Here is a 17,898-nt window from a genome sequence, read left to right as displayed (position 1 = left end):
GGGAGCCACTGCGGAGCATTGGCGACCGACGACAACGCGGCGAGGTGCGTGCCCCGGCGTCGCCCCGCAGACGGGAGCTTGAAGACAGGCCCTAGACTCGTCGGCATGGTGAGGACTCCGCTGACCCCGTGGGAGCGCGAGCGCGGCGAGCACTTCGGAGCGCTGCTGCGCGAGGCGCGCGGCGAGCGCAGCATGGTCGAGGTGGCGGCGGTGGCCGGCGTCTCGGCGGAGACGCTGCGGAAGATCGAGACCGGCCGCGCGCCGACGCCGTCCTTCTTCACCATCGCGGCGCTGGCCTTCGCGCTCGACCTGTCCCTGGACGAACTGGCGGCCGCGTGCGCCCCCTCGGAGGACGGCGAGGCGCTCTCCGCCTAGCCCGCGCATGCCCGCCCGCGGCGGACCGACGAACGGCGGCGGCCCGCCCCGCGCGTGGTGCGCGGGGCGGGCCGTCGTCGTGGGCCAGGAGGTCAGCCGACCGAGCTGTTGTAGCTCTCGATCGCCGGCTGGAGCTCCTTGGCCGCGTCGGCCAGGGCCTGCTGGGCGGGCTTGGTGCCGGCGATGGTCTGCTCGATCGCGGTCTCCACGCCCTTGCGCGCCTGCGGCATCACGCCGAGCAGGCAGCCGGCCGTGGCCGGGGTCGGCTTGGTGGCCTTCAGCTGGTCGATCGCGGTCTGGAACTGCGGGTACTTGGCCACCCACTCCTTGTCCTTGGGGTCGTCCAGGGCCTTGGTGTTGACCGGGAAGTAGCCGGTGCCGGTGTGCCAGACGGCCTGCTGCTCGGGGGCGGAGACGAACTTCTCGAACTCCCAGGCGGCGCGCTTCTCGGCGTCGGAGTGGCCGGGGCCGCTGATCCACAGCGAGGCGCCGCCGATCACCGGGCCGCCCTGGTCGGCGGCGGTGACCTTCGGGAAGGCCGCGGTGCCGACGCCGAACTTCGCGGCCTCGGTGTAGCCGCGCAGCACGCCGGTGGACTCCAGGTGCATCGCGACCGTACCGGCCTTGAACGCGGCCTGGGCGTCGTCGGTGGTGCGGCCGGTGTTGGCCGCGTAGCCGCCCTTGACCAGGTCGGCCCACCACTGGACGATCTGTGCGCCCTGGGCGGAGTCGAAGACGACCTTGCCCGCCTTGTTGCCGCGGCCGTTGTCGTTGTCGCAGTACATGGTGCCGGACTCGGCGAGCAGCTGCTCGACGAACCAGCCGTAGATGGCGGCGCCGAAGCCGTACCGGACGGTCTTGCCGTCGCCGTCCTTCTTGGTCAGCTTCTTGGCCAGCTCGCCCAGCTCGGCCAGGTCCTTGGGGGCCTGGGCCGGGTCGAGACCGGCCTCCTTGAAGGCGTCGGTGTTCAGGTAGAGCAGCGGCATCGAGGAGTTGAACGGCATCGCCTGGAGCTTGCCGCCGACCGAGTAGTAGTTGCGGATGTTGGCGTCCAGGTCGTCCAGCGAGTAGCCGTCCTTGTCGGCGAAGGCCTGGGCCGGGACGGTCTGCTTGGAGTCGATCATGAACCGGGTGCCGATGTCGTAGACCTGCGCCAGGGCGGGGGTGCCCTTCTGCTGCACCGCGGCCTTGTACTTGGTGACCAGCTCGTCGTACTTGCCCTGGAACTGCGCCTTGACCTCGATCTTGCCCTGGTGGGCGGCGTTGAACTGGCCGACCAGCCCGTTCAGCACCTCGGCGTTCTTGCCGGTCATCGAGTGCCAGAACTCGACGCTGGTGACACCGGAGGCCTGGTCGAGCGCCTGGGCGCCGGGCGCGCCGGCGTCGGCGGAGCCGCCGGAGCCGGAACCGGAGCCGCTGGAGCTGCAGGCGGTCAGGGACAGGCCGGCCACCAGCAGGGCAGCGAGCGCGCGCGCACTCTTCTTCACGAGGGTTCTCTCTTTCGAGCGTTCGAGGAGGGGGGACACAGGAGGAGCGGGAGGGGCACGGTCAGCGGACCGCGCCCGCGGTGAGGCCGCGGACGATGAAGCGCTGGCCGAAGACCACCAGGGCGAGGGTGGGCAGCAGGGAGAGCACGACGCCGGCCAGGATCAGCCCGGGGTCGGCCATCTCGGCGTCGCGCAGCGAGGTGAGGCCGATCTGGAGGGTCTGCATGTTCGCCGTGCGGGTGATGATCAGCGGCCAGAAGTACTGGTTCCACGCCGACAGGAAGACGTAGATCGACAGCGCCGCGAGGGCCGGCTTGTTGAGCGGGACGACGATCCGCCACAGGAAGCGCCAGTGGCCGGCCCCGTCGATCCGGGCGGCGTCGCGCAGTTCGCCGGGCAGCTGGCGGAAGGCCTGGCGCAGCATGAACGTGCCGAAGCCGGAGGCCAGGAAGGGCAGCACCAGGCCGAAGTAGGTGTTGCCGAGCCCCCAGCCGGACAGCGTCAGGTAGTTGGGGATGATGATGGCCTCCCACGGGACCATCAGCGTGGCCAGGAACACCCCGAACACCACGGCGCGGGCCTTCATCGGCAGGAAGACGAAGGCGTACGCGGCGAGGACCGAGGTGAACAGCTGGGCGAGGGTGATGACGGTCGCCACGATCGCCGAGTTGGCGTACTGGCGGGCCAGCGGGATGGCGTCCACGGCGCCGGAGAAGTTCCGTCCGGTGACCGAGTGCGGCACCAGGGCCGGCGGGTAGGAGGAGAGCTCGGAGGGGCCCATGAAGGCGCCGGCGACGGCGTAGTAGACCGGGAAGGCCACGGTGACGACGGCGACGGCGAGCAGCAGGTAGACGGCGGCGCGGCCGAGCAGGTCGCGCGCGGAGCGCCCGGCGAGGGCGCGGGCGCGGGCGGGCGGACGGGGCGCCCCGGCCTTCGGCTCGGCCTCGGTGGTGAGGGTGGTCATGCGTAGTGCACCTTCCGCTCCAGGACGCCGAACTGGACGGCCGTGCAGGCGAGGACGACCACGAGCAGCACCACGGCCTGGGCGCTCGCGGTGCCGAAGTCGCTGGAGCCGTAGGCGAAGGCCTTCTCGTAGACGGAGTAGACGAGGGTCCGGGTGGAGCCGTCCGGCCCGCCCTTGGTGAGGATGTGGATCTGGCCGAAGCTCTGGAGCGCGTGGACGGTGGAGACCACGGTCAGGAAGAACAGGTTCGGACCGAGCATCGGGACGGTGATCGAACGGGCCAGCCGCAGGCCGGAGGCGCCGTCGATGCGGGCCGCCTCCAGGATCTCCCCCGGGATCGAGCCGATGCCCGCGGAGAGCACCAGCACGTTGTAGCCGAGGTTCATCCAGACCGTGGTGACGGCCACCGAGAGCAGGGCGTACCGGGAGTCGGTCAGCCAGCCGATCGGGCCGAGGCCCACGTGCGAGAGCAGCCCGTTGAGCACCCCGCTGGCGGGGTTGAAGAACACCGCGAACACCACCGAGGCGCTGGCCACCGAGAACGCGAAGGGCAGCGCGAAGGCCGAGCGCAGCAGTCGCACGCCCCGGATCCGGTTCTCCAGGAGCAGCACCAGCACCAGCGCGCCGAGCACCCCGGGCACCACGGTGAGCAGGGTGAACAGTGCCGTGGTCGTGAGGGTGCGGACGAAGTCGGCCGAGGCGAAGAGGTCGGTGTAGTGCTTGAACCCGACGTAGCGGGAGGGCGCGCCGAAGAGGTCGTTGGCGTGCCCGCTGAGGTAGAGGGTCCGTCCCAGCGGGTAGCCGATGAAGAGGACGAAGACCACCAGGGAGGGCAGCAGGAAGGCCCAGGCCAGCCCGTGTTCTCCCCAGCGGCTTCGACGGGCCGGGAGGGGCCCGGTGTGCGGTGCGGTCGGCATGTGTCGCGCGTCCGCCTTTCGTGATGTCGGTTCCGGCCGAAACCGTGTCTTGCCCGAACGACGGCGCGGAAACCCCGCGGTGATCAACGGGTGTCGCGGGGATTACGCGTTCGCGTCAGATCCGGCCGGTCGTGCCCGGACGGGCGGCGAACCGGCGGCAGACGGGCAGTTGGGCGGGCCACCGCGCTGTCGGAGGGGTGGCGTACGGTGCGCGGGTGGACGAAACGGAATTCGACATCCCGGCCGCAATGGCCGAAAGTGTGCGCTCCCGCGCGGGCGCCTGGGCACTCGTCAGGGGCTTCGCCGCGTACTGGGGCGAGCCGCTGGGGCCCGGCGACGGCTTCACGGACGCGGAGCTGGACGCCGCCGAGCGGCGGCTGGGCCTGCGGCTGCCGGTGGCGCTGCGCGAGGCGTACCGGCTGTTCGGCCGCCGGGCGGACCTGACCAGCAACCAGGACGTGCTGCTGACGCCGGACGAGCTGCACGTGCTGGACGGCGCCCTGGTGTTCCGGGCGGAGAACCAGGGCTGCGCGCACTGGGGCGTGCCGTTGGACGGCCTCGACCGGGAGGACCCGCCGACGGTGTTCCGGCTCGACCTGGCGGACAAGGCGCAGGAGCGGTGGGAGCCCTGGGACGAGCGCTTCTCGGCGACGGCCGCGGCGATGGCGCTGATGGAGAAGCTGCTGGAGGACCACGAGCTGACCGACTTCCTCGACTGGGACGAGGAACTGCCGGACGGTCTGGGCGAGTTGCCGGCGCTCGGTCGCCACTTCCGCTGGTACCAGGGCCCGGAGGTGCTGGTCGGGGTGGCCGAGGAGGCCTGGGTGGTGGTCCGGGCACGCACCCCGCAGGCGCTGGACGCGTTCTACGGGGTGGTGCCCGGGGAGTCGCCGGACGAGTAGCCCGGCGGGGATACGCGATCGGACGGTCAGACGGCCGGGCGGTCACGCGATCGGGTGGTCAGGCGATCGGGCGGTCAGGCCGAGGAGCCGCCGTCCAGGACGAGGTCGCTGCCGACGGTGTAGCCCGCCTCGTCCGAGGCCAGGTACAGCACCGCGGCGGCCACCTCCTCCGTCGCCCCGGCCCGGCCGACCGGGACCTCGGCCTTCATCCGCCCGGCCTTGGTCGCGGCGTCCTCGCCCGGCCGGGAGGACATCGGGGTGTCCACCGCGCCGGGGCTGACGGTGTTGATCCGCACGCCCTCGGCGATGTGGTCGAGGGCGGCGGCCCGGGTCAGCACGGTGACCGCGGCCTTGCTGGCGGCGTAGGCCCCGACGCCCGCGAGCCGCTTGTGGGCGCCCAGGTTGGACGAGACGTTGACGATCGCGCCGCCGCCGTGGGCCCGCATGTGGGCGATCTGCGGCTGCATGGCGAGCAGGGTGCCGGTGACGTTGATGCCGAACACCCGCTGCCACTCGGCCTCGTCGATGTCGGCGACCGGGCCGGCGGCGCCGAACACCCCGGCGTTGTTGACGGCGACGTCCAGGCCGCCGAACAGCTCGACGGTCTCACCGACCAGCCGGGCGGCGTCCTGGGCGTTCGTCACGTCGCCGGTGAGCGCCGCGGCCTTGCCGCCGGCCCGCTCGATCAGCTCGACGGTCTCGGCGAGCGGTCCGGCGGTGCGGCCGGCGACCGCGACCCGGGCGCCCTCGCGGGCGAAGGCGAGCGCGATGGCCCGGCCGATGCCGCTGCCCGCGCCGGTGACCAGGACGGACTTGTCGGCGAAACGCGTGCTCATGAGGTGAACTCCTTGATCCGGGTGGTGTGTTCGGGTGCGGTGGTGCTGGTGGTGCGGGTGGTAGGGGTGGCGCGGGACAGGGCGGCGACCGCGACGGCGGTGATCGCCAGCCCCGCGGCGGCCGCCGCGAAGGCCGCGGCGTAGCCACCGACGACGCTCGGGCGGGTGGCGGCGAGCGCCATCAGGGCGGCCAGTCCGGCCGTGGGGCCGAGTTCCATGGCCGTGTTGAACACTCCGGCGGCCAGCCCGGTGCGCTCGGGCGGCACCCCGCCGGTGGCGAGCACGGCCGCCCCGGCGAAGGCCGCGGCGGCGCCGGCGGGCAGCAGGAGCAGTCCGGGCAGCAGGCCGGAGGCGTAGCCGCTGCCGGGGGCGAGCCCGGCCAGCAGACCGAGTCCGGCGGCCGCCACGGCGAGGCCGCCGACGGTGACCGCCACCGGTCCGTACCGGACGGTCAGCGGGCCGGCCAGTCGGCCGGAGAGCAGCAGGACCACCGCGTACGGCACGAAGGCGGCGGAGGTGGCCGCGGCGCTCCAGCCGCGCAGCTGCTGGAGGTAGAGCGAGAGCAGGACGAAGGTGAGCGCGGTGCCGGCGGCGGTGGCCATGACGGCGGCGAGCGCGGTGGCGCGGCGCCGGTCGGCGAGGAAGCCGGGTGGCAGCAGCGGGTCGGCGGTGCGGCGCTCGACGGCGGCGAAGGCGAGCAGCAGGGCGAGCCCGGCGGCCAGCGGGCCGTACGTCCCGGGGCTGCGCCAGCCCTGCTCGGTGGAGGCCACCAGGGCGTAACTCGCCGCGCAGACACCGGCGGTGGCGAGGGCGGCGCCGGGCAGGTCGAGGGCCGGTCGGCGGACGGCGGGGGCATGACCAGGGGCTGCGGGCAGGGCGGCGGGCAGGGATCCGGAGCGGGCGAGCCCGGCCAGGGCGACCAGGACGGGCACCGCGAACAGCCAGCGCCAGGAGACCGCGGCGGCGACCGCGCCCGAGACCACGCTGCCGACGGTGGCGCCGAGCACCGACAGGCCGCCCCAGGTGGCCATCGCCCGCCGGTAGGCGGCCGGTTCGGGGTGCAGCACCCGGACCACGGCGACCGCCGCCGGGGCGGTGAGGGCCGCGCCCGCACCCTGTACGAAGCGGCTAGCCAGCAGGACGGGGTAGCCGGGCGCGAGAGCGCAGGCGATCGAGGCGGCGGCGAGCAGCACCAGGCCGGCGCGGAGCACCGGGCGCCCGCCGTGACGGTCCGTCAGCCGTCCGCCGAGCAGCAGCAGGGAGCTGAAGGAGAGGCCGTAGGCGGCGCTGAGCAGCAGCACGCCGGACGGGCCGAGCCCCAACTCCCGTGCCACCAGCGGCAGCGGCACGGTCAGGATCATGATCGTGAAGATCAGCACCGCCTGGACGACGCCGAGCAGCGCGAAGCCGTACCGGCCGGTAGCGATGACAGGCATGTAAAACCCTCCCCCCTATGTAGACCGTTCGGTCCAGTATGAGCCCAGCAGAAGACCCCGACCCGAGCCGACCGGGCGTCAGTCCAGCAGTGCCAGCGCCTGTTCGGCGGCGTCCCGCGCCAGGGGCGCGCCGTCGGCGGTCTTGCCCACCACCCGGATGCCCTGGAGCAGCACCACCAGCATCCTGGCGAGCGCCCGCGGGTCCCGCCCGGCGGGCAGTTCGCCCTGCGCGGCGGCCCGCGCCAGGGCGGCGGCGAGCAGCGTCTCCAGGCGGTCGAAGCTCGCCTCCACCCGGCGGGACGCGGCCGGGTCGTGCGGGGCCAGCTCCACCGCCGTGTTGGTGACGAAGCAGCCGAGCCGCCGCTCCCCCTCCTCCGCCGTCGCGTACTGGCGGACCAGCGCGCGGACCGCCGGCAGCGCCGGGCCCGGCTGGGACAGGTCGTCCAGCCGTGCCGAGTCGCTCTGCTCGCAGTAGCGCTCCAGCGCCCGCAGGTACAGCTCGCGCTTGCTGCCGAAGGTCGCGTAGAGACTGGCCCGGGCGATGCCGAGCCGCTCGACCAGGTCGGCCATCGAGGTGGCCTCGTAGCCGCGCTGCCAGAACAGCTCCAGGGCCGCCTGCAGCGCCGCGTCCGGGTCGAATTCCTTCGTTCGCGCCATGCCGGGAACAGTAGCCCTTTCTGGATCGGTCGGTCAAGAAAGGGCGATCAGTGGTCCAGACCTGATCTCTGACGGAGCATTGCCAAGTGGACTAGACCATGGCTACCCTTACCGCTCCCACATCCACCTCCTTCCCCCACAGGAGGCGCTTCGCATGTCCACATCCCGTCCCGCCCACTCCCGGCAGACCGCCGACGCCGTCAGACCCGTCGTGCTGACGGCGTTCCGGATCGTCGTCGGCCTGCTCTTCGCCTGCCACGGCGCCGCCTCGCTGTTCGGCGTGCTCGGCGGCGCCAAGGGCGGCGGCACCGTCCCGCTCGGCCAGTGGCCCGGCTGGTGGGCCGCGCTGATCCAGCTGGTCGGCGGCGTCCTGGTGCTGCTCGGCGCCGGCACCAGGGTGGCCGCCCTGCTCTGCTCCGGCTCGATGGCCTACGCCTACTTCACCGTCCACCAGGAGCACGCGCTGCTGCCGCTGCAGAACGGGGGCGAGCCCTCGGTGCTGTTCTGCTGGGCCTTCCTGGCCATCGCGGCGCTCGGCTCCGGCCCGTACGCCGTGGACCGCCTGCTCACCCGCCGGCCCCTGGCGGCGTCGGCCGAACCGGCGGTCCGGCCGACGTCGGCGGTCTGACGCACCGCCCGGGGCCGGTCAACGGTCCGACGGACCGCCCGCCGCCAGGTGTCGCTCGACCGAGGCGACCTTGGCGGTGAGGCCGTCGGTGACCCCGGCCCGGTCGTCGATCTTGATGACCGTGCTCACCCGGTTGCTATGCGCCTTCACCGCCTCGATCGCCGCCCTGATCACCGGCATCACCTCGTCCCACTCCCCCTCGATGCTGGTGAACATCGCGTCCGTGCGGTTCGGGAGACCGCTCTCCCGGACCACCCGGACGGCGGCGGCCACCGCCTCCCCCACGTCCTCGCCGATCCCCAGCGGGGTCACCGAAAAGGCTGCGATCACGGCTCTGCGCTCCTTGTGGTCGACGGCACCGGTCGCGGCCCGGGCCTGCACCCGGACCGCGACCAGGCTAGACGTCCCGCGACCGGGCTGGACGCCCCCCGACCGGACCGGACCTCAAGCCACCGAAGGCAGCGGCGGTTCGACGGCCAGCGGGGCGGTGGAGCGGGCCCGGTGCTGGTCGGCCCAGGAGACCAGCGCCACCGTGCAGGCGTGGTCCAGGTGGCGCAGCCCGGACCAGTCCAGTTCCACCGGCCGGTCCCCCGGCAGCCGTTCCAGGGTGTCCAGCAGCCGGGGCAGCCGCAGGAAGGTGGCGTTGCCGCTCAGCCGCACCCGGTGCAGCGGCTGCCCGGCCGGCTGCTCCTGCTCCTCCACCGCGATGTGCAGGTGCGAGGTCTGCCAGGCCGACTTGGCCACCGCCAGGCCGACGCCGATCAGCACCCCCTCGAACAGGTCGGTGGCGATGATCGCGACCGTCGTGACCACCAGCACCACCGCCTCGCCCAGGTGCCCGCGGCAGAGCGCGACGATCCGGCGCACCGGCACCAGCTTGGCGCCGGCGTGCACCAGGACGGCGGCCAGCGCGGTGAGCGGGACGAGCCCGAGCGCGCCGGGCAGCAGCGCGGTGAACACCAGCAGCCAGCCGCCGTGCAGGACCCGCGAGGCCTTGGTGCGCGCGCCGGCCTGGACGTTGGTCGCGCTGCGCACGATCACCGCGGTCATCGGCAGCGCGCCGAGCAGCCCGCAGACGGTGTTGCCGATGCCCTGGGCGGTGAGCTCGCGGTCGTAGTCGGTGCGCGGGCCGTGGTGCATCCGGTCGACGGCGGCGGCGCTGAACAGCGTCTCGGCGGAGGCGATCAGGGTGAAGGCGACGATCGTGCCGATCCCGGCGGGGCCGGCCAGGGCGGTCAGGGCGTCGCGCCCGGGCAGGTGCACCACGTCGAGCAGCCCGGCCACGTGGACGCGGGCCACCGGCAGGTCGGCGGCCGCGGTGACGGCGGCGGCCAGGCCGACGGCGGCCAGCGGGGCGGAGACGGCGCGGGCGGCCCGTTCCGGCAGGTACTTCCAGGCGACCAGGACCAGCAGGGTGCCGAGGCCGAGGGCGACGGCGCTCGGGTTGGCCGCAGCGGTCAGCACGTCGCCCAGCAGGTCGGGCAGTCCGGCGATCTTCTCGGGCCCGGTGGCGGGGGCGCGGCGGTCGGCGAGCGCGTAGAGCTGGCCGAACACCAGGGTCAGTCCGATGCCGGCCAGCATGCCGTGCACCACCGAGGCGGACATCGCCCGGAACCAGCGGCCGAGCCGCAGGGCGCCCATCGCCAGCTGGAGCAGGCCGGTGCCGAGCACCAGCAGGCCGAGCGCGCCGACGCCGAAGCGCTGGACGGCGTCGGCGACCAGGACGGTCAGTCCGGCGGCGGGCCCGCTGACCTGGAGGCTGCTGCCGGGCAGCAGGCCGGCCACCAGGCCGCCGACGATGCCGGTGACCAGCCCGAGTTCGGCCGGGACGCCGGAGGCGACGGCCACGCCGACGCAGAGCGGGAGGGCGACCAGGAACACCACCAGCGAGGCCGGCAGGTCGTGGCGCCAGGGGACGGCGCGCAGGACGGCGGCCGGGGTGCGGGGCCGGCCCGGCGGGCCGTGCTTGCGGAGGCGGCCCGGCGGGCTGTCGCTCCGGTGGGGCGGCGGGTTCACCCGGTCACCGCCAGGGACCGGGCAGGGGTGCAGCAGCGCATGGGGACGTTCCTTCCGCGCGTCCGCCGCAGCGGGCGCGCCGTTGCAAGGGCGGGGAGCAGGAGGAGGAGCGGGGAACGGGAGGGCAGGGGAAACAGCGGCGACAGCGGTACGGCCGCGGGTCCGGGCGGACCAGAGCGCGGCGGCGGGTGTCGGGTCGGTGCGGCCGGGGGGTGCGTCCCTCGCTCGGGTGCGGCGGACCGGGCGCGCTGGTCCTGGACGGGGCCACCGGCGGAGTTCCCCCGCTCCGCGGTGCTCCCGAAACCCCCCCTGCCGCGGCCTCAGTTGGACGTCACGGGCCCGGCGTGGCACCGACGGTACCCAGCCCGGCGGGGCGGGCCCACGGCAGGCACCGTCCCTTCACCGCCACTGCACACCGGCCGCTCTTCCCGGCGCGGAGCGTCCGCTTCCCCGGGCACACCAGCGCGATCGCCGTCCTGGCGTGCGAATCCCCGCCGCCCGACGGTCCGCCCAGCGCCTTCCACATTCTGTTGAAGTCCCCTTGACGCCCCGACGAGCCCCGCCCTACCGTGTTTCCACATACAGAAACCGTTCTTCCGTATGGTGGAATTCAGGAGATGAGCCCTCCGAGCCACTGCGGGCCGACGCAGGAGAGATCCGATGCCTCGTATGACAGCCGCCCGCGCGGCCGTGGAGATCCTCAAGCTCGAAGGCGTTGAGGTCGCGTTCGGCGTGCCGGGCGCAGCCATCAACCCGTTCTACGCCGCACTCAAGGCCGCCGGCGGGATCGGGCACACGCTGGCCCGGCACGTCGAGGGCGCCTCCCACATGGCCGAGGGCTACACCCGCGCCAGGGCCGGCAACATCGGGGTCTGCGTCGGCACCTCGGGGCCGGCCGGCACCGACATGATCACCGGCCTGTACTCGGCGATCGCCGACTCCGTCCCGATCCTCTGCATCACCGGCCAGGCACCCGTCGCCCGGCTGCACAAGGAGGACTTCCAGGCCGTCGACATCGCCTCGATCGCCGGGCCCGTCACCAAGGCCGCCACCACCGTGCTGGAGGCCGCGCAGGTCCCCGGCGTGTTCCAGCAGGCCTTCCACCTGATGCGCTCCGGGCGCCCCGGCCCGGTCCTGATCGACCTGCCGATCGACGTCCAGCTGACCGAGATCGACTTCGACCCGGAGGCCTACCAGCCGCTGCCGGTCTACAAGCCGGCCGCCAACCGCGTCCAGATCGAGAAGGCGGTCGCGCTGCTCCAGCGGTCCGAGCGCCCGCTGATCGTCGCGGGCGGCGGCGTCATCAACGCCGACGCCGCCGAGCTGCTGCGGGAGTTCGCCGAACTCACCGGCGTCCCGGTGGTCCCCACCCTGATGGGCTGGGGCGTCATCCCGGACGACCACGCGCTCAACGCCGGCCTGGTCGGCCTCCAGACCTCGCACCGCTACGGCAACGAGACCTTCCTCGCCTCCGACTTCGTCCTCGGCATCGGCAACCGCTGGGCCAACCGCCACACCGGCGGCCTGGACGTCTACACCGCGGGCCGCACCTTCGTCCACGTCGACGTCGAGCCCACCCAGCTCGGCCGGATCTTCGCCCCGGACCTCGGCATCGCCTCCGACGCCGGGGCCGCGCTGGAGCTGTTCGTCGAGGTGGCGCGCGAACTGCGGGACGCCGGCACGCTCAAGGACCGCACCGCCTGGGCCGCCGCCGCCCAGGAGCGCAGGGCCCGGCTCCAGCGCCGCACCCACTTCGACGACGTGCCGCTCAAGCCGCAGCGCGTGTACGAGGAGATGAACCGGGCGTTCGGCCCGGAGACCCGCTACGTCACCACCATCGGCCTCTCCCAGATCGCCGGCGCGCAGCTGCTGCACGTCTACCGGCCGCGGCACTGGATCAACTGCGGCCAGGCCGGCCCGCTCGGCTGGACCATCCCGGCCGCGCTGGGCGTCGCCACCGCCGACCCGGGAGGGCAGGTGGTCGCGCTCTCCGGCGACTACGACTTCCAGTTCATGATCGAGGAGCTGGCGGTCGGCGCCCAGCACCGCATCCCGTACGTCCACGTGCTGGTGAACAACTCCTACCTGGGCCTGATCCGCCAGGCGCAGCGCGCCTTCGACATCGACTACCAGGTCAACCTGGAGTTCGAGAACGTCAACGCGCCGGAGCTGGGCGTCTACGGCGTGGACCACGTCAAGGTCGTCGAGGGCCTGGGCTGCAAGGCGATCCGGGTCACCGAGCCGGAGGGCCTGCTGCCCGCCTTCGAGGAGGCCAAGAAGCTGGCCGCCGAGTTCCGCGTCCCGGTCGTGGTCGAGGCGATCCTGGAGCGGGTCACCAACATCTCGATGGCCGCCGCCGACATCGACAAGGTCAACGAGTTCGAGGAGTTGGCCACCCTCCCCGAGCACGCGCCGACGGCGATCAGGCCGCTGGTGCCGTAACGCGGCGCACGCACCGGCCGCGCACGCCGGTCGTCCGCGCCGGGCGGGTGGGGGCGGACGAGCCGCTCCGCACGCCCCCACCCGCCCCCGTGCCCGGAACATCGGCACGCCGACCGCAGTTGACCAGGTGACGGCCGCTACCGTGGCCCACGAAGAGGCCCGGCCCGACGACTTCCCGAAAGGACCACCCCCGTGAGCCTGTACGACATCCCGCTGCGCACCCTCGACGGCGCGGCCACCTCGCTGGCCGACCACAAGGGCAAGGCGCTGCTGATCGTCAACGTCGCGTCCAAGTGCGGTCTGACCCCGCAGTACGAGGGCCTGGAGCGGCTCCAGCAGCGGTACGCCGGGCGCGGGTTCACCGTGCTGGGCTTCCCCTGCAACCAGTTCGCCGGACAGGAGCCCGGCAGCGCCGAGGAGATCCGCACCTTCTGCTCCACCACCTACGGCGTGACCTTCCCGCTGTTCGAGAAGATCGACGTCAACGGCGAGGACCGCCACCCGCTGTACGCCAAGCTGACCGAGGTCGCCGACGCCGAGGGCCAGGCCGGGGACATCGCCTGGAACTTCGAGAAGTTCCTGCTCTCCCCGGACGGCACCGTCGTCGCGCGCCTGCGCCCGCCCGTCGAGCCGGAGTCCCCGGAGCTGGTCGCCGCGCTCGAGGCCGTCCTGCCGGCCTGACCACACGCACCGCGGAGGCCCGGGGCCCGCGGCCCCGGGCCTCCGTCGTGCGCGCACGCAAGGCCCTCCTCGGGGTGTTGCGGACATGCCCAAGCGCCCCTACCGTGTGTGCCCCCGTTGATCCATCGCCCACGGAGGGCCCACCCTGATGATCCGTCACATCAGAACAGCGGCAAGGGCGCTGCTCGCGGCCGGCCTGCTCGTCACCGGCACACCGGCCGGTGCCTCGCCGGCGGCGGCCGCCGCGGCGCCGACGGCCCTGACCGCGTCCGACTACACCCTCACCTCCGACTACCACCAGTACGACACCCTCGACTCGGCGCTCGCCACGACGCTCGGGACCTCCGCCGTGCACACCGTGATGGAGCACGCGAACCACGACCGGCAGGCCCTCCCCGCGTCCTTCTCCGTGGCCGGCCTGACCACCGGCTTCCGGTTCGACGACGGCGACAACTCCGACTGCCAGAGCTTCCCCCAGGGCATCACCACGAGCCGGGACGCCGTGGGGACCGCGAACAGCGGCGACTACGACGGCCACCAGCTCGTGCTGGTGAGCTGGTACACCAAGGACGGCTGCGGCGGCGCGCAGCAGCGCAGCCGGATCACCCTGGTCGACTGGGACGCCGCCTACCCCGACACCTACCGCAAGATCCTCCTGGTGGAGCCGACCGGCACCGCGGCCGCGCCGGACTTCAAGGACGTCCCGATCCACGCCGGCGGCGTCTCCTGGTACGGCGACCACCTCTACGTCGCCGACACCGGCCGCGGCATGCGCGTCTTCGACCTGCGCAAGATCCTCAACACCGACACCGGCGGCACCGCCGACCAGGTCGGCCGCCAGCCCGGAGGCGCCTACTACGCCCACAACTACGCCTACGTGCTGCCCCAGATCGGCACGGTCACCGCGCAGACCGCCTCCGGAGCCAAGCTGGTGTGGTCGTCGGTCTCCCTCGACCGGGTCAGCAAGTCGATCGTGATGACGGAGTACACCTGCCAGGCGGACTGCGTCGACTACCCGAACCGCCCGCCGCGGGCCGTCCGCTTCCCGTTCGCCGCCGGGGCGACGACCTTCGCCGCGACGACGACCGCAAGCCAGGCCCTCCAACTGCCCTGGTACAACCTCAACGGCGTGGCCTCCCACAACGGCCGGTGGTGGTTCAACTCCTCGGGGCAGAAGAAGCTCTCCTACTGGACCCCGACCGCGGGCCCCTCGACCTTCGCCTGGGTGGGCGGCGGCGAGAGCCTCTCCTACTGGGAGGACGCCACCGGCCCCGACCTGCTGTGGTCGCTGCAGGAGACCACGGGCGGGCGCAACGTCTTCGCGGTCACCCAGTCCACCTACGGCGGCGGCTGAGCCCCTGGCTCGGGGCCGGCGGGGACGACTCGCCGGGGCCCCGTGGCGCACGGCCCGGTCGGCGGCGGCACCCGGGCGGGACCGTCGGCGACGGTCTGCCGGATGATGGGGAGCAGGGGCACGGCAGCGGATGTGAGGGCGACACGGTGACAGCAGGCGAATCCATGGGGCTGGAGTCGGGACACCGGTCGGCGGACCGCGAGGGTCCGGAGACCGTCGCGGCCGCCGACCGGCCCGAGGCGGGCACGGAGCCCCCGGGCGGGGGCGCGGGGCGTCGGCGTTCCCTGGTCCGGCGGCTGGCGGTCCTGGTGCTCGTCCTCGTCCTGCTCTGCCTCCCGCCCTGGTGGACCCTGTTCGCCTCCGGCGCCGACTGGCCGTTCCCGGTCCTCCTGGCCGGCACGGTCGTCCTCGCGGCCTGGATGGTCTCCTTCCCCTTCCTGATGGTCGCGGGCCACGGGCGGCGGCGCAGCGACCGGGCCGCCCGCGTCGCGGACACCAGCCTCGGGGTGGTCTGGGTGCTGTTCACCTGGTCGGTGCTGGGCGGCTCGGTGGACCTGCTGCTGGCCGGGCTCGACGTCGGCGGCACCGACCGGGCCAGGGCCGTGGCCGTGGCCGTCGCCGTGGTCTCGGCCGGGCTGCTGGGCTGGGGGCACCACGAGGCGATGCGCGTGCCCCGGGTGAAGCGGGTGGACGTGCACCTCCCGCGGCTCGGCGCCGGCCTGGACGGGACCAGGGTCGTGGTGCTGGCCGACACCCACTACGGGCCGATCGACCGGGCGGACTGGTCGGCGCGGGTCGCCGAGGCGGTCAACGCGCTCGACGCGGACGTCCTGGTCCACGCCGGCGACATCGCCGACGGCACCCCGGCCCAGCGCCGGGAGCAGTCCGCGCCGCTCGGGACGGTCCGGTCCCGGCTGGCCAAGGTCTACGTCACGGGGAACCACGAGTACGGCAGCGAGGCCCAGGGCTGGCTGGACCGGATGGCGGACCTGGGCTGGGAGCCGCTGCACAACCGCCACCTCGTGGTGGAGCGCGGCGGGGACGCCCTCGTGCTCGCCGGGGTGGACGACGTGACCGCGGAGTCCTCCGGCCTGGCCGGACACCGCGCGAACCTGGTCGGCGCGCTGGCGGGAGCGGACCCGGCCCTGCCGGTCCTGCTCGTCGCCCACCAGCCCAAGTACGTCCCGCAGGCCGCTGCCGCCGGCATCGACCTGCAGGTCTCCGGGCACACCCACGGTGGCCAGATCTGGCCGTTCAACTTCCTCGTCCGGATCGACCAGCCGGTGGTGCACGGCCTGAGCCGGCACGGGGAGCGGACCCAGCTCTACACCAGCCGCGGCACCGGCTTCTGGGGCCCGCCGTTCCGGGTCTTCGCCCCGAGCGAGATCACCCTGCTCACCCTGCGCGCGGGCGGTCCGTCGCCCACCGCGTGACCGACCGCTGAAAGGCTCGAACCGGGGCTCAGGGCAGCAACAGCCGCGTCCCCGGCGGCAGTTCGCCGTCCCGGGCGGCGTCGCGCAGGTGCGCCAGCAGGGTGTCCCGCAGCGCCTCCGCCGCGCGGGTGAGCGGCACCTCGTGGCCGTGGGCGACGGCGATGGTGCGGCCCAGGCCGGGCCCGGCGAAGGCCGTCACCGCGAGGCCGGAGCGGGCGGCCACCATGCCGGGGACGACGGCGGGCCCGATCCCGGCCCGGACGAAGCCCAGCACCGCGTCCATCTCGCCGCCCTCCACCGCGAACTCCGGCTCGAACCCGGCCGCCCGGCAGGCCGCCAGGGTCGCCTCGCGGACGTCGTAGCCCTCCCGGAACATCACCAGCGGCCGGCCCTTCAGCTCCGTCACCCGGACCTTGCGCCGGGCCGGCCGCCCGGCCGCGACCAGCACCAGCTCCTCGTGCAGCAGCTCGGTGACCGCCAGCGCGGGCTCCTGCTCCCCGCTCGGCCGGGTGATGGTCAGCGCGAGGTCCAGCTCCCCCGCCGCCAGCCAGCCGACCAGGTCGCGCGAGCCGCCCTCGCGGACCACCAGCGCCACCCCCGGGTAGCGGTCCCGGAAGACCCGCAGCACGTCCGGCACCAGGCTGGTGCACAGGCTCGGCGGTGCGCCCAGCCGGACCCGGCCGCGGCGCAGCTGCACCGTCTCCTGCACGGCCAGCCGGGCGGTCTCGGTGTCCGCGAGGATGCGCCGGGCCAGCGGCAGCAGGGCGTCCCCGGCGTCCGTGAGCGCGATGTTGCCCCGGGTGCGGTGGAACAGCTCCGCGCCCAACTCCCGTTCCAGGGCCCGGATCTGTTGCGAGAGTGACGGCTGCGCGACGTGTGCCGCCTCGGCGGCCCGGGTGAAGTGCCGGGTCTCGGCGACGGCCAGGAAGTAGCGGAGTTGCTGGAGCTGCACAGGGCCAGGATAGGCCGCATCGATAGCCCATGCCTATCGTCACGAGCCGCATCATGTCTTGGACGTACCCTCGCCGGCGTCCCTACCGTTGCTGCCATGACAACCGCGACTCGGACGGCCCGGCATCCGTCCACCCTGGCGACCCTGTGGCGGTCGACCGTCGGCAAGAAGGCGGTCATGGCCGTCACCGGACTGGCCATGCTGCTGTACCTGGTCGCGCACATGCTGGGCAACCTCAAGGTGTTCTTCGGCCCGGACGACATCAACGGCTACGCGGCCTGGCTGCGCACCATCGGACAGCCCTTCCTGGGCCACGAGTGGTTCCTGTGGATCGCCCGGGCGGGCCTGCTGGCCGCCGTGGTGCTGCACGGCGTCTCCGCGTACCAGCTCAGCCGCCGCGACCTCGCGGCCCGCCCGAGCCGGTACGTGCACAAGCGCCGCCGCGCCAGCTACGCGACGCGGACCATGCGCTGGGGCGGGGTGATCCTGGCGCTGTTCATCGTCTGGCACATCCTCGACCTCACCACGCTGACCGTGAACCCGGGCACCGATCACGGCCAGACGTACCAGAACATCGTGGCCTCCTTCGGCCGCTGGTACGTCGACGTGTTCTACGTCGTCGCGATGCTGGCCGTCGGCCTGCACATCCGGCACGGGTTCTGGAGCGCCGCGCAGACCCTCGGCGCCAACAACGCCCGCCGCGACCGGGCGCTCAAGCTGGTCGCGAACGGCCTGGCGCTGGTGCTGACCGCCGGCTTCCTGTCCGTCCCCGTGGCCGTGATGACCGGAGTCGTGAAGTGAGCAGTGGTGGCCCGAGG

Annotated in this window: 17 protein-coding genes; 8 read left to right on the top strand and 9 right to left on the bottom strand. The window is 73.6% G+C overall.

The genetic code is table 11. The annotated features are described in order from the left end of the window. Window positions 1-105: 105 nt before the first annotated feature. On the top strand, window positions 106-375 hold the full coding sequence (locus ACFVXH_RS16925) for a helix-turn-helix domain-containing protein (protein WP_049655616.1): 270 nt from the start codon (window positions 106-108) through the stop codon (window positions 373-375). A gap of 92 nt (window positions 376-467) precedes the next feature. Here ACFVXH_RS16925 and ACFVXH_RS16920 read toward each other — a convergent pair whose 3' ends face one another. From ACFVXH_RS16920 to ACFVXH_RS16910, 3 genes are all read right to left on the bottom strand, one after another. Beyond that, entirely contained in the window at window positions 468-1,862 is a 1,395-nt protein-coding gene (locus ACFVXH_RS16920) for an ABC transporter substrate-binding protein (RefSeq protein ID WP_053112245.1), read from the bottom strand. Window positions 1,863-1,923: 61 nt separating this feature from the next. Continuing rightward, window positions 1,924-2,826 carry a carbohydrate ABC transporter permease gene (locus ACFVXH_RS16915; protein WP_079272327.1) on the bottom strand — a complete coding sequence of 301 codons (903 nt, stop codon included), beginning with the start codon at window positions 2,824-2,826 and terminating at the stop codon, window positions 1,924-1,926. Next, window positions 2,823-3,743, bottom strand: coding sequence for a carbohydrate ABC transporter permease (locus tag ACFVXH_RS16910; RefSeq protein WP_049655615.1), 921 nt, complete (start codon window positions 3,741-3,743; stop codon window positions 2,823-2,825). Before ACFVXH_RS16910 ends, ACFVXH_RS16915 begins: the two co-directional genes overlap by 4 nt. A 215-nt stretch (window positions 3,744-3,958) precedes the next feature. On the opposite strand from ACFVXH_RS16910, the gene ACFVXH_RS16905 reads away from it, so the two are divergent. Next, a complete protein-coding gene (locus ACFVXH_RS16905) occupies window positions 3,959-4,645 on the top strand; it encodes an SMI1/KNR4 family protein (RefSeq protein ID WP_143204591.1) in 687 nt (228 codons plus the stop codon). Window positions 4,646-4,719: 74 nt separating this feature from the next. Here the strand turns inward: ACFVXH_RS16905 and ACFVXH_RS16900 are convergent, their stop codons facing one another. From ACFVXH_RS16900 to ACFVXH_RS16890, 3 genes are all read right to left on the bottom strand, one after another. Continuing rightward, window positions 4,720-5,481: an SDR family NAD(P)-dependent oxidoreductase gene (locus tag ACFVXH_RS16900; protein WP_049655613.1), complete on the bottom strand. Its 762-nt coding sequence runs from the start codon at window positions 5,479-5,481 to the stop codon at window positions 4,720-4,722. Continuing rightward, entirely contained in the window at window positions 5,478-6,917 is a 1,440-nt protein-coding gene (locus ACFVXH_RS16895) for an MFS transporter (protein WP_387824235.1), read from the bottom strand. Before ACFVXH_RS16895 ends, ACFVXH_RS16900 begins: the two co-directional genes overlap by 4 nt. A 78-nt stretch (window positions 6,918-6,995) precedes the next feature. Further along, window positions 6,996-7,574 (bottom strand): TetR/AcrR family transcriptional regulator, encoded by a 579-nt coding sequence (locus tag ACFVXH_RS16890; protein ID WP_074003635.1) that lies wholly within the window; start codon window positions 7,572-7,574, stop codon window positions 6,996-6,998. Between the two features lie 154 nt (window positions 7,575-7,728). Here ACFVXH_RS16890 and ACFVXH_RS16885 point away from each other — a divergent pair, with 154 nt between their 5' ends. Further along, window positions 7,729-8,202 (top strand): DoxX family protein, encoded by a 474-nt coding sequence (locus ACFVXH_RS16885; RefSeq protein ID WP_074003636.1) that lies wholly within the window; start codon window positions 7,729-7,731, stop codon window positions 8,200-8,202. Window positions 8,203-8,220: 18 nt separating this feature from the next. Here ACFVXH_RS16885 and ACFVXH_RS16880 read toward each other — a convergent pair whose 3' ends face one another. Both ACFVXH_RS16880 and ACFVXH_RS16875 read right to left on the bottom strand, forming a co-directional pair. Next, entirely contained in the window at window positions 8,221-8,532 is a 312-nt protein-coding gene (locus ACFVXH_RS16880) for an MTH1187 family thiamine-binding protein (protein ID WP_049652700.1), read from the bottom strand. Between the two features lie 114 nt (window positions 8,533-8,646). Next, a complete protein-coding gene (locus tag ACFVXH_RS16875; RefSeq protein ID WP_387824281.1) occupies window positions 8,647-10,128 on the bottom strand; it encodes a SulP family inorganic anion transporter in 1,482 nt (493 codons plus the stop codon). Window positions 10,129-10,878: 750 nt separating this feature from the next. Here ACFVXH_RS16875 and gcl point away from each other — a divergent pair. The 4 genes from gcl to ACFVXH_RS16855 all read left to right on the top strand — a co-directional run bounded on the left by gcl (window position 10,879) and on the right by ACFVXH_RS16855 (window position 16,128). Continuing rightward, window positions 10,879-12,660 (top strand): glyoxylate carboligase, encoded by a 1,782-nt coding sequence (gene gcl / locus ACFVXH_RS16870; RefSeq protein WP_074003637.1) that lies wholly within the window; start codon window positions 10,879-10,881, stop codon window positions 12,658-12,660. 192 nt (window positions 12,661-12,852) lie between these two features. Further along, complete coding sequence (locus ACFVXH_RS16865; RefSeq protein ID WP_049652707.1) at window positions 12,853-13,341, top strand: glutathione peroxidase; 489 nt, start codon at window positions 12,853-12,855, stop codon at window positions 13,339-13,341. 148 nt (window positions 13,342-13,489) lie between these two features. After that, on the top strand, window positions 13,490-14,695 hold the full coding sequence (locus tag ACFVXH_RS16860; protein WP_387824229.1) for a hypothetical protein: 1,206 nt from the start codon (window positions 13,490-13,492) through the stop codon (window positions 14,693-14,695). 164 nt (window positions 14,696-14,859) lie between these two features. Next, a complete protein-coding gene (locus ACFVXH_RS16855; protein ID WP_387824278.1) occupies window positions 14,860-16,128 on the top strand; it encodes a metallophosphoesterase in 1,269 nt (422 codons plus the stop codon). Window positions 16,129-16,156: 28 nt separating this feature from the next. Here ACFVXH_RS16855 and ACFVXH_RS16850 read toward each other — a convergent pair whose 3' ends face one another. Next, a complete protein-coding gene (locus ACFVXH_RS16850) occupies window positions 16,157-17,080 on the bottom strand; it encodes a LysR family transcriptional regulator (RefSeq protein ID WP_074003639.1) in 924 nt (307 codons plus the stop codon). 96 nt (window positions 17,081-17,176) lie between these two features. On the opposite strand from ACFVXH_RS16850, the gene ACFVXH_RS16845 reads away from it, so the two are divergent. Continuing rightward, the gene (locus tag ACFVXH_RS16845) at window positions 17,177-17,881 is read left to right on the top strand and encodes a succinate dehydrogenase cytochrome b subunit (RefSeq protein ID WP_049652714.1); all 705 of its coding nucleotides are present in this window, start codon (window positions 17,177-17,179) and stop codon (window positions 17,879-17,881) included. The last annotated feature ends 17 nt before the right edge of the window (window positions 17,882-17,898 follow it).

This window comes from Kitasatospora sp. NPDC058184 (assembly GCF_042883725.1).
Classification (GTDB): domain Bacteria; phylum Actinomycetota; class Actinomycetes; order Streptomycetales; family Streptomycetaceae; genus Kitasatospora.
The sequence above is the reverse complement of the archived record's forward strand: the minus strand, read 5'-3'. Positions and strand labels throughout refer to the sequence as shown.

What these genes read in the sequence shown, in the direction of transcription:
- ACFVXH_RS16925 (WP_049655616.1), top strand. Translation starts at nt 106, where the DNA reads ATGGTGAGGACTCCGCTGACCCCGTGGGAGCGCGAGCGCGGCGAGCAC.
- ACFVXH_RS16915 (WP_079272327.1), bottom strand. Translation starts at nt 2,826, where the DNA reads ATGACCACCCTCACCACCGAGGCCGAGCCGAAGGCCGGGGCGCCCCGT.
- ACFVXH_RS16910 (WP_049655615.1), bottom strand. Translation starts at nt 3,743, where the DNA reads ATGCCGACCGCACCGCACACCGGGCCCCTCCCGGCCCGTCGAAGCCGC.
- ACFVXH_RS16900 (WP_049655613.1), bottom strand. Translation starts at nt 5,481, where the DNA reads ATGAGCACGCGTTTCGCCGACAAGTCCGTCCTGGTCACCGGCGCGGGC.
- ACFVXH_RS16895 (WP_387824235.1), bottom strand. Translation starts at nt 6,917, where the DNA reads ATGCCTGTCATCGCTACCGGCCGGTACGGCTTCGCGCTGCTCGGCGTC.
- ACFVXH_RS16890 (WP_074003635.1), bottom strand. Translation starts at nt 7,574, where the DNA reads ATGGCGCGAACGAAGGAATTCGACCCGGACGCGGCGCTGCAGGCGGCC.
- ACFVXH_RS16885 (WP_074003636.1), top strand. Translation starts at nt 7,729, where the DNA reads ATGTCCACATCCCGTCCCGCCCACTCCCGGCAGACCGCCGACGCCGTC.
- gcl (WP_074003637.1), top strand. Translation starts at nt 10,879, where the DNA reads ATGCCTCGTATGACAGCCGCCCGCGCGGCCGTGGAGATCCTCAAGCTC.
- ACFVXH_RS16860 (WP_387824229.1), top strand. Translation starts at nt 13,490, where the DNA reads ATGATCCGTCACATCAGAACAGCGGCAAGGGCGCTGCTCGCGGCCGGC.
- ACFVXH_RS16855 (WP_387824278.1), top strand. Translation starts at nt 14,860, where the DNA reads ATGGGGCTGGAGTCGGGACACCGGTCGGCGGACCGCGAGGGTCCGGAG.
- ACFVXH_RS16845 (WP_049652714.1), top strand. Translation starts at nt 17,177, where the DNA reads ATGACAACCGCGACTCGGACGGCCCGGCATCCGTCCACCCTGGCGACC.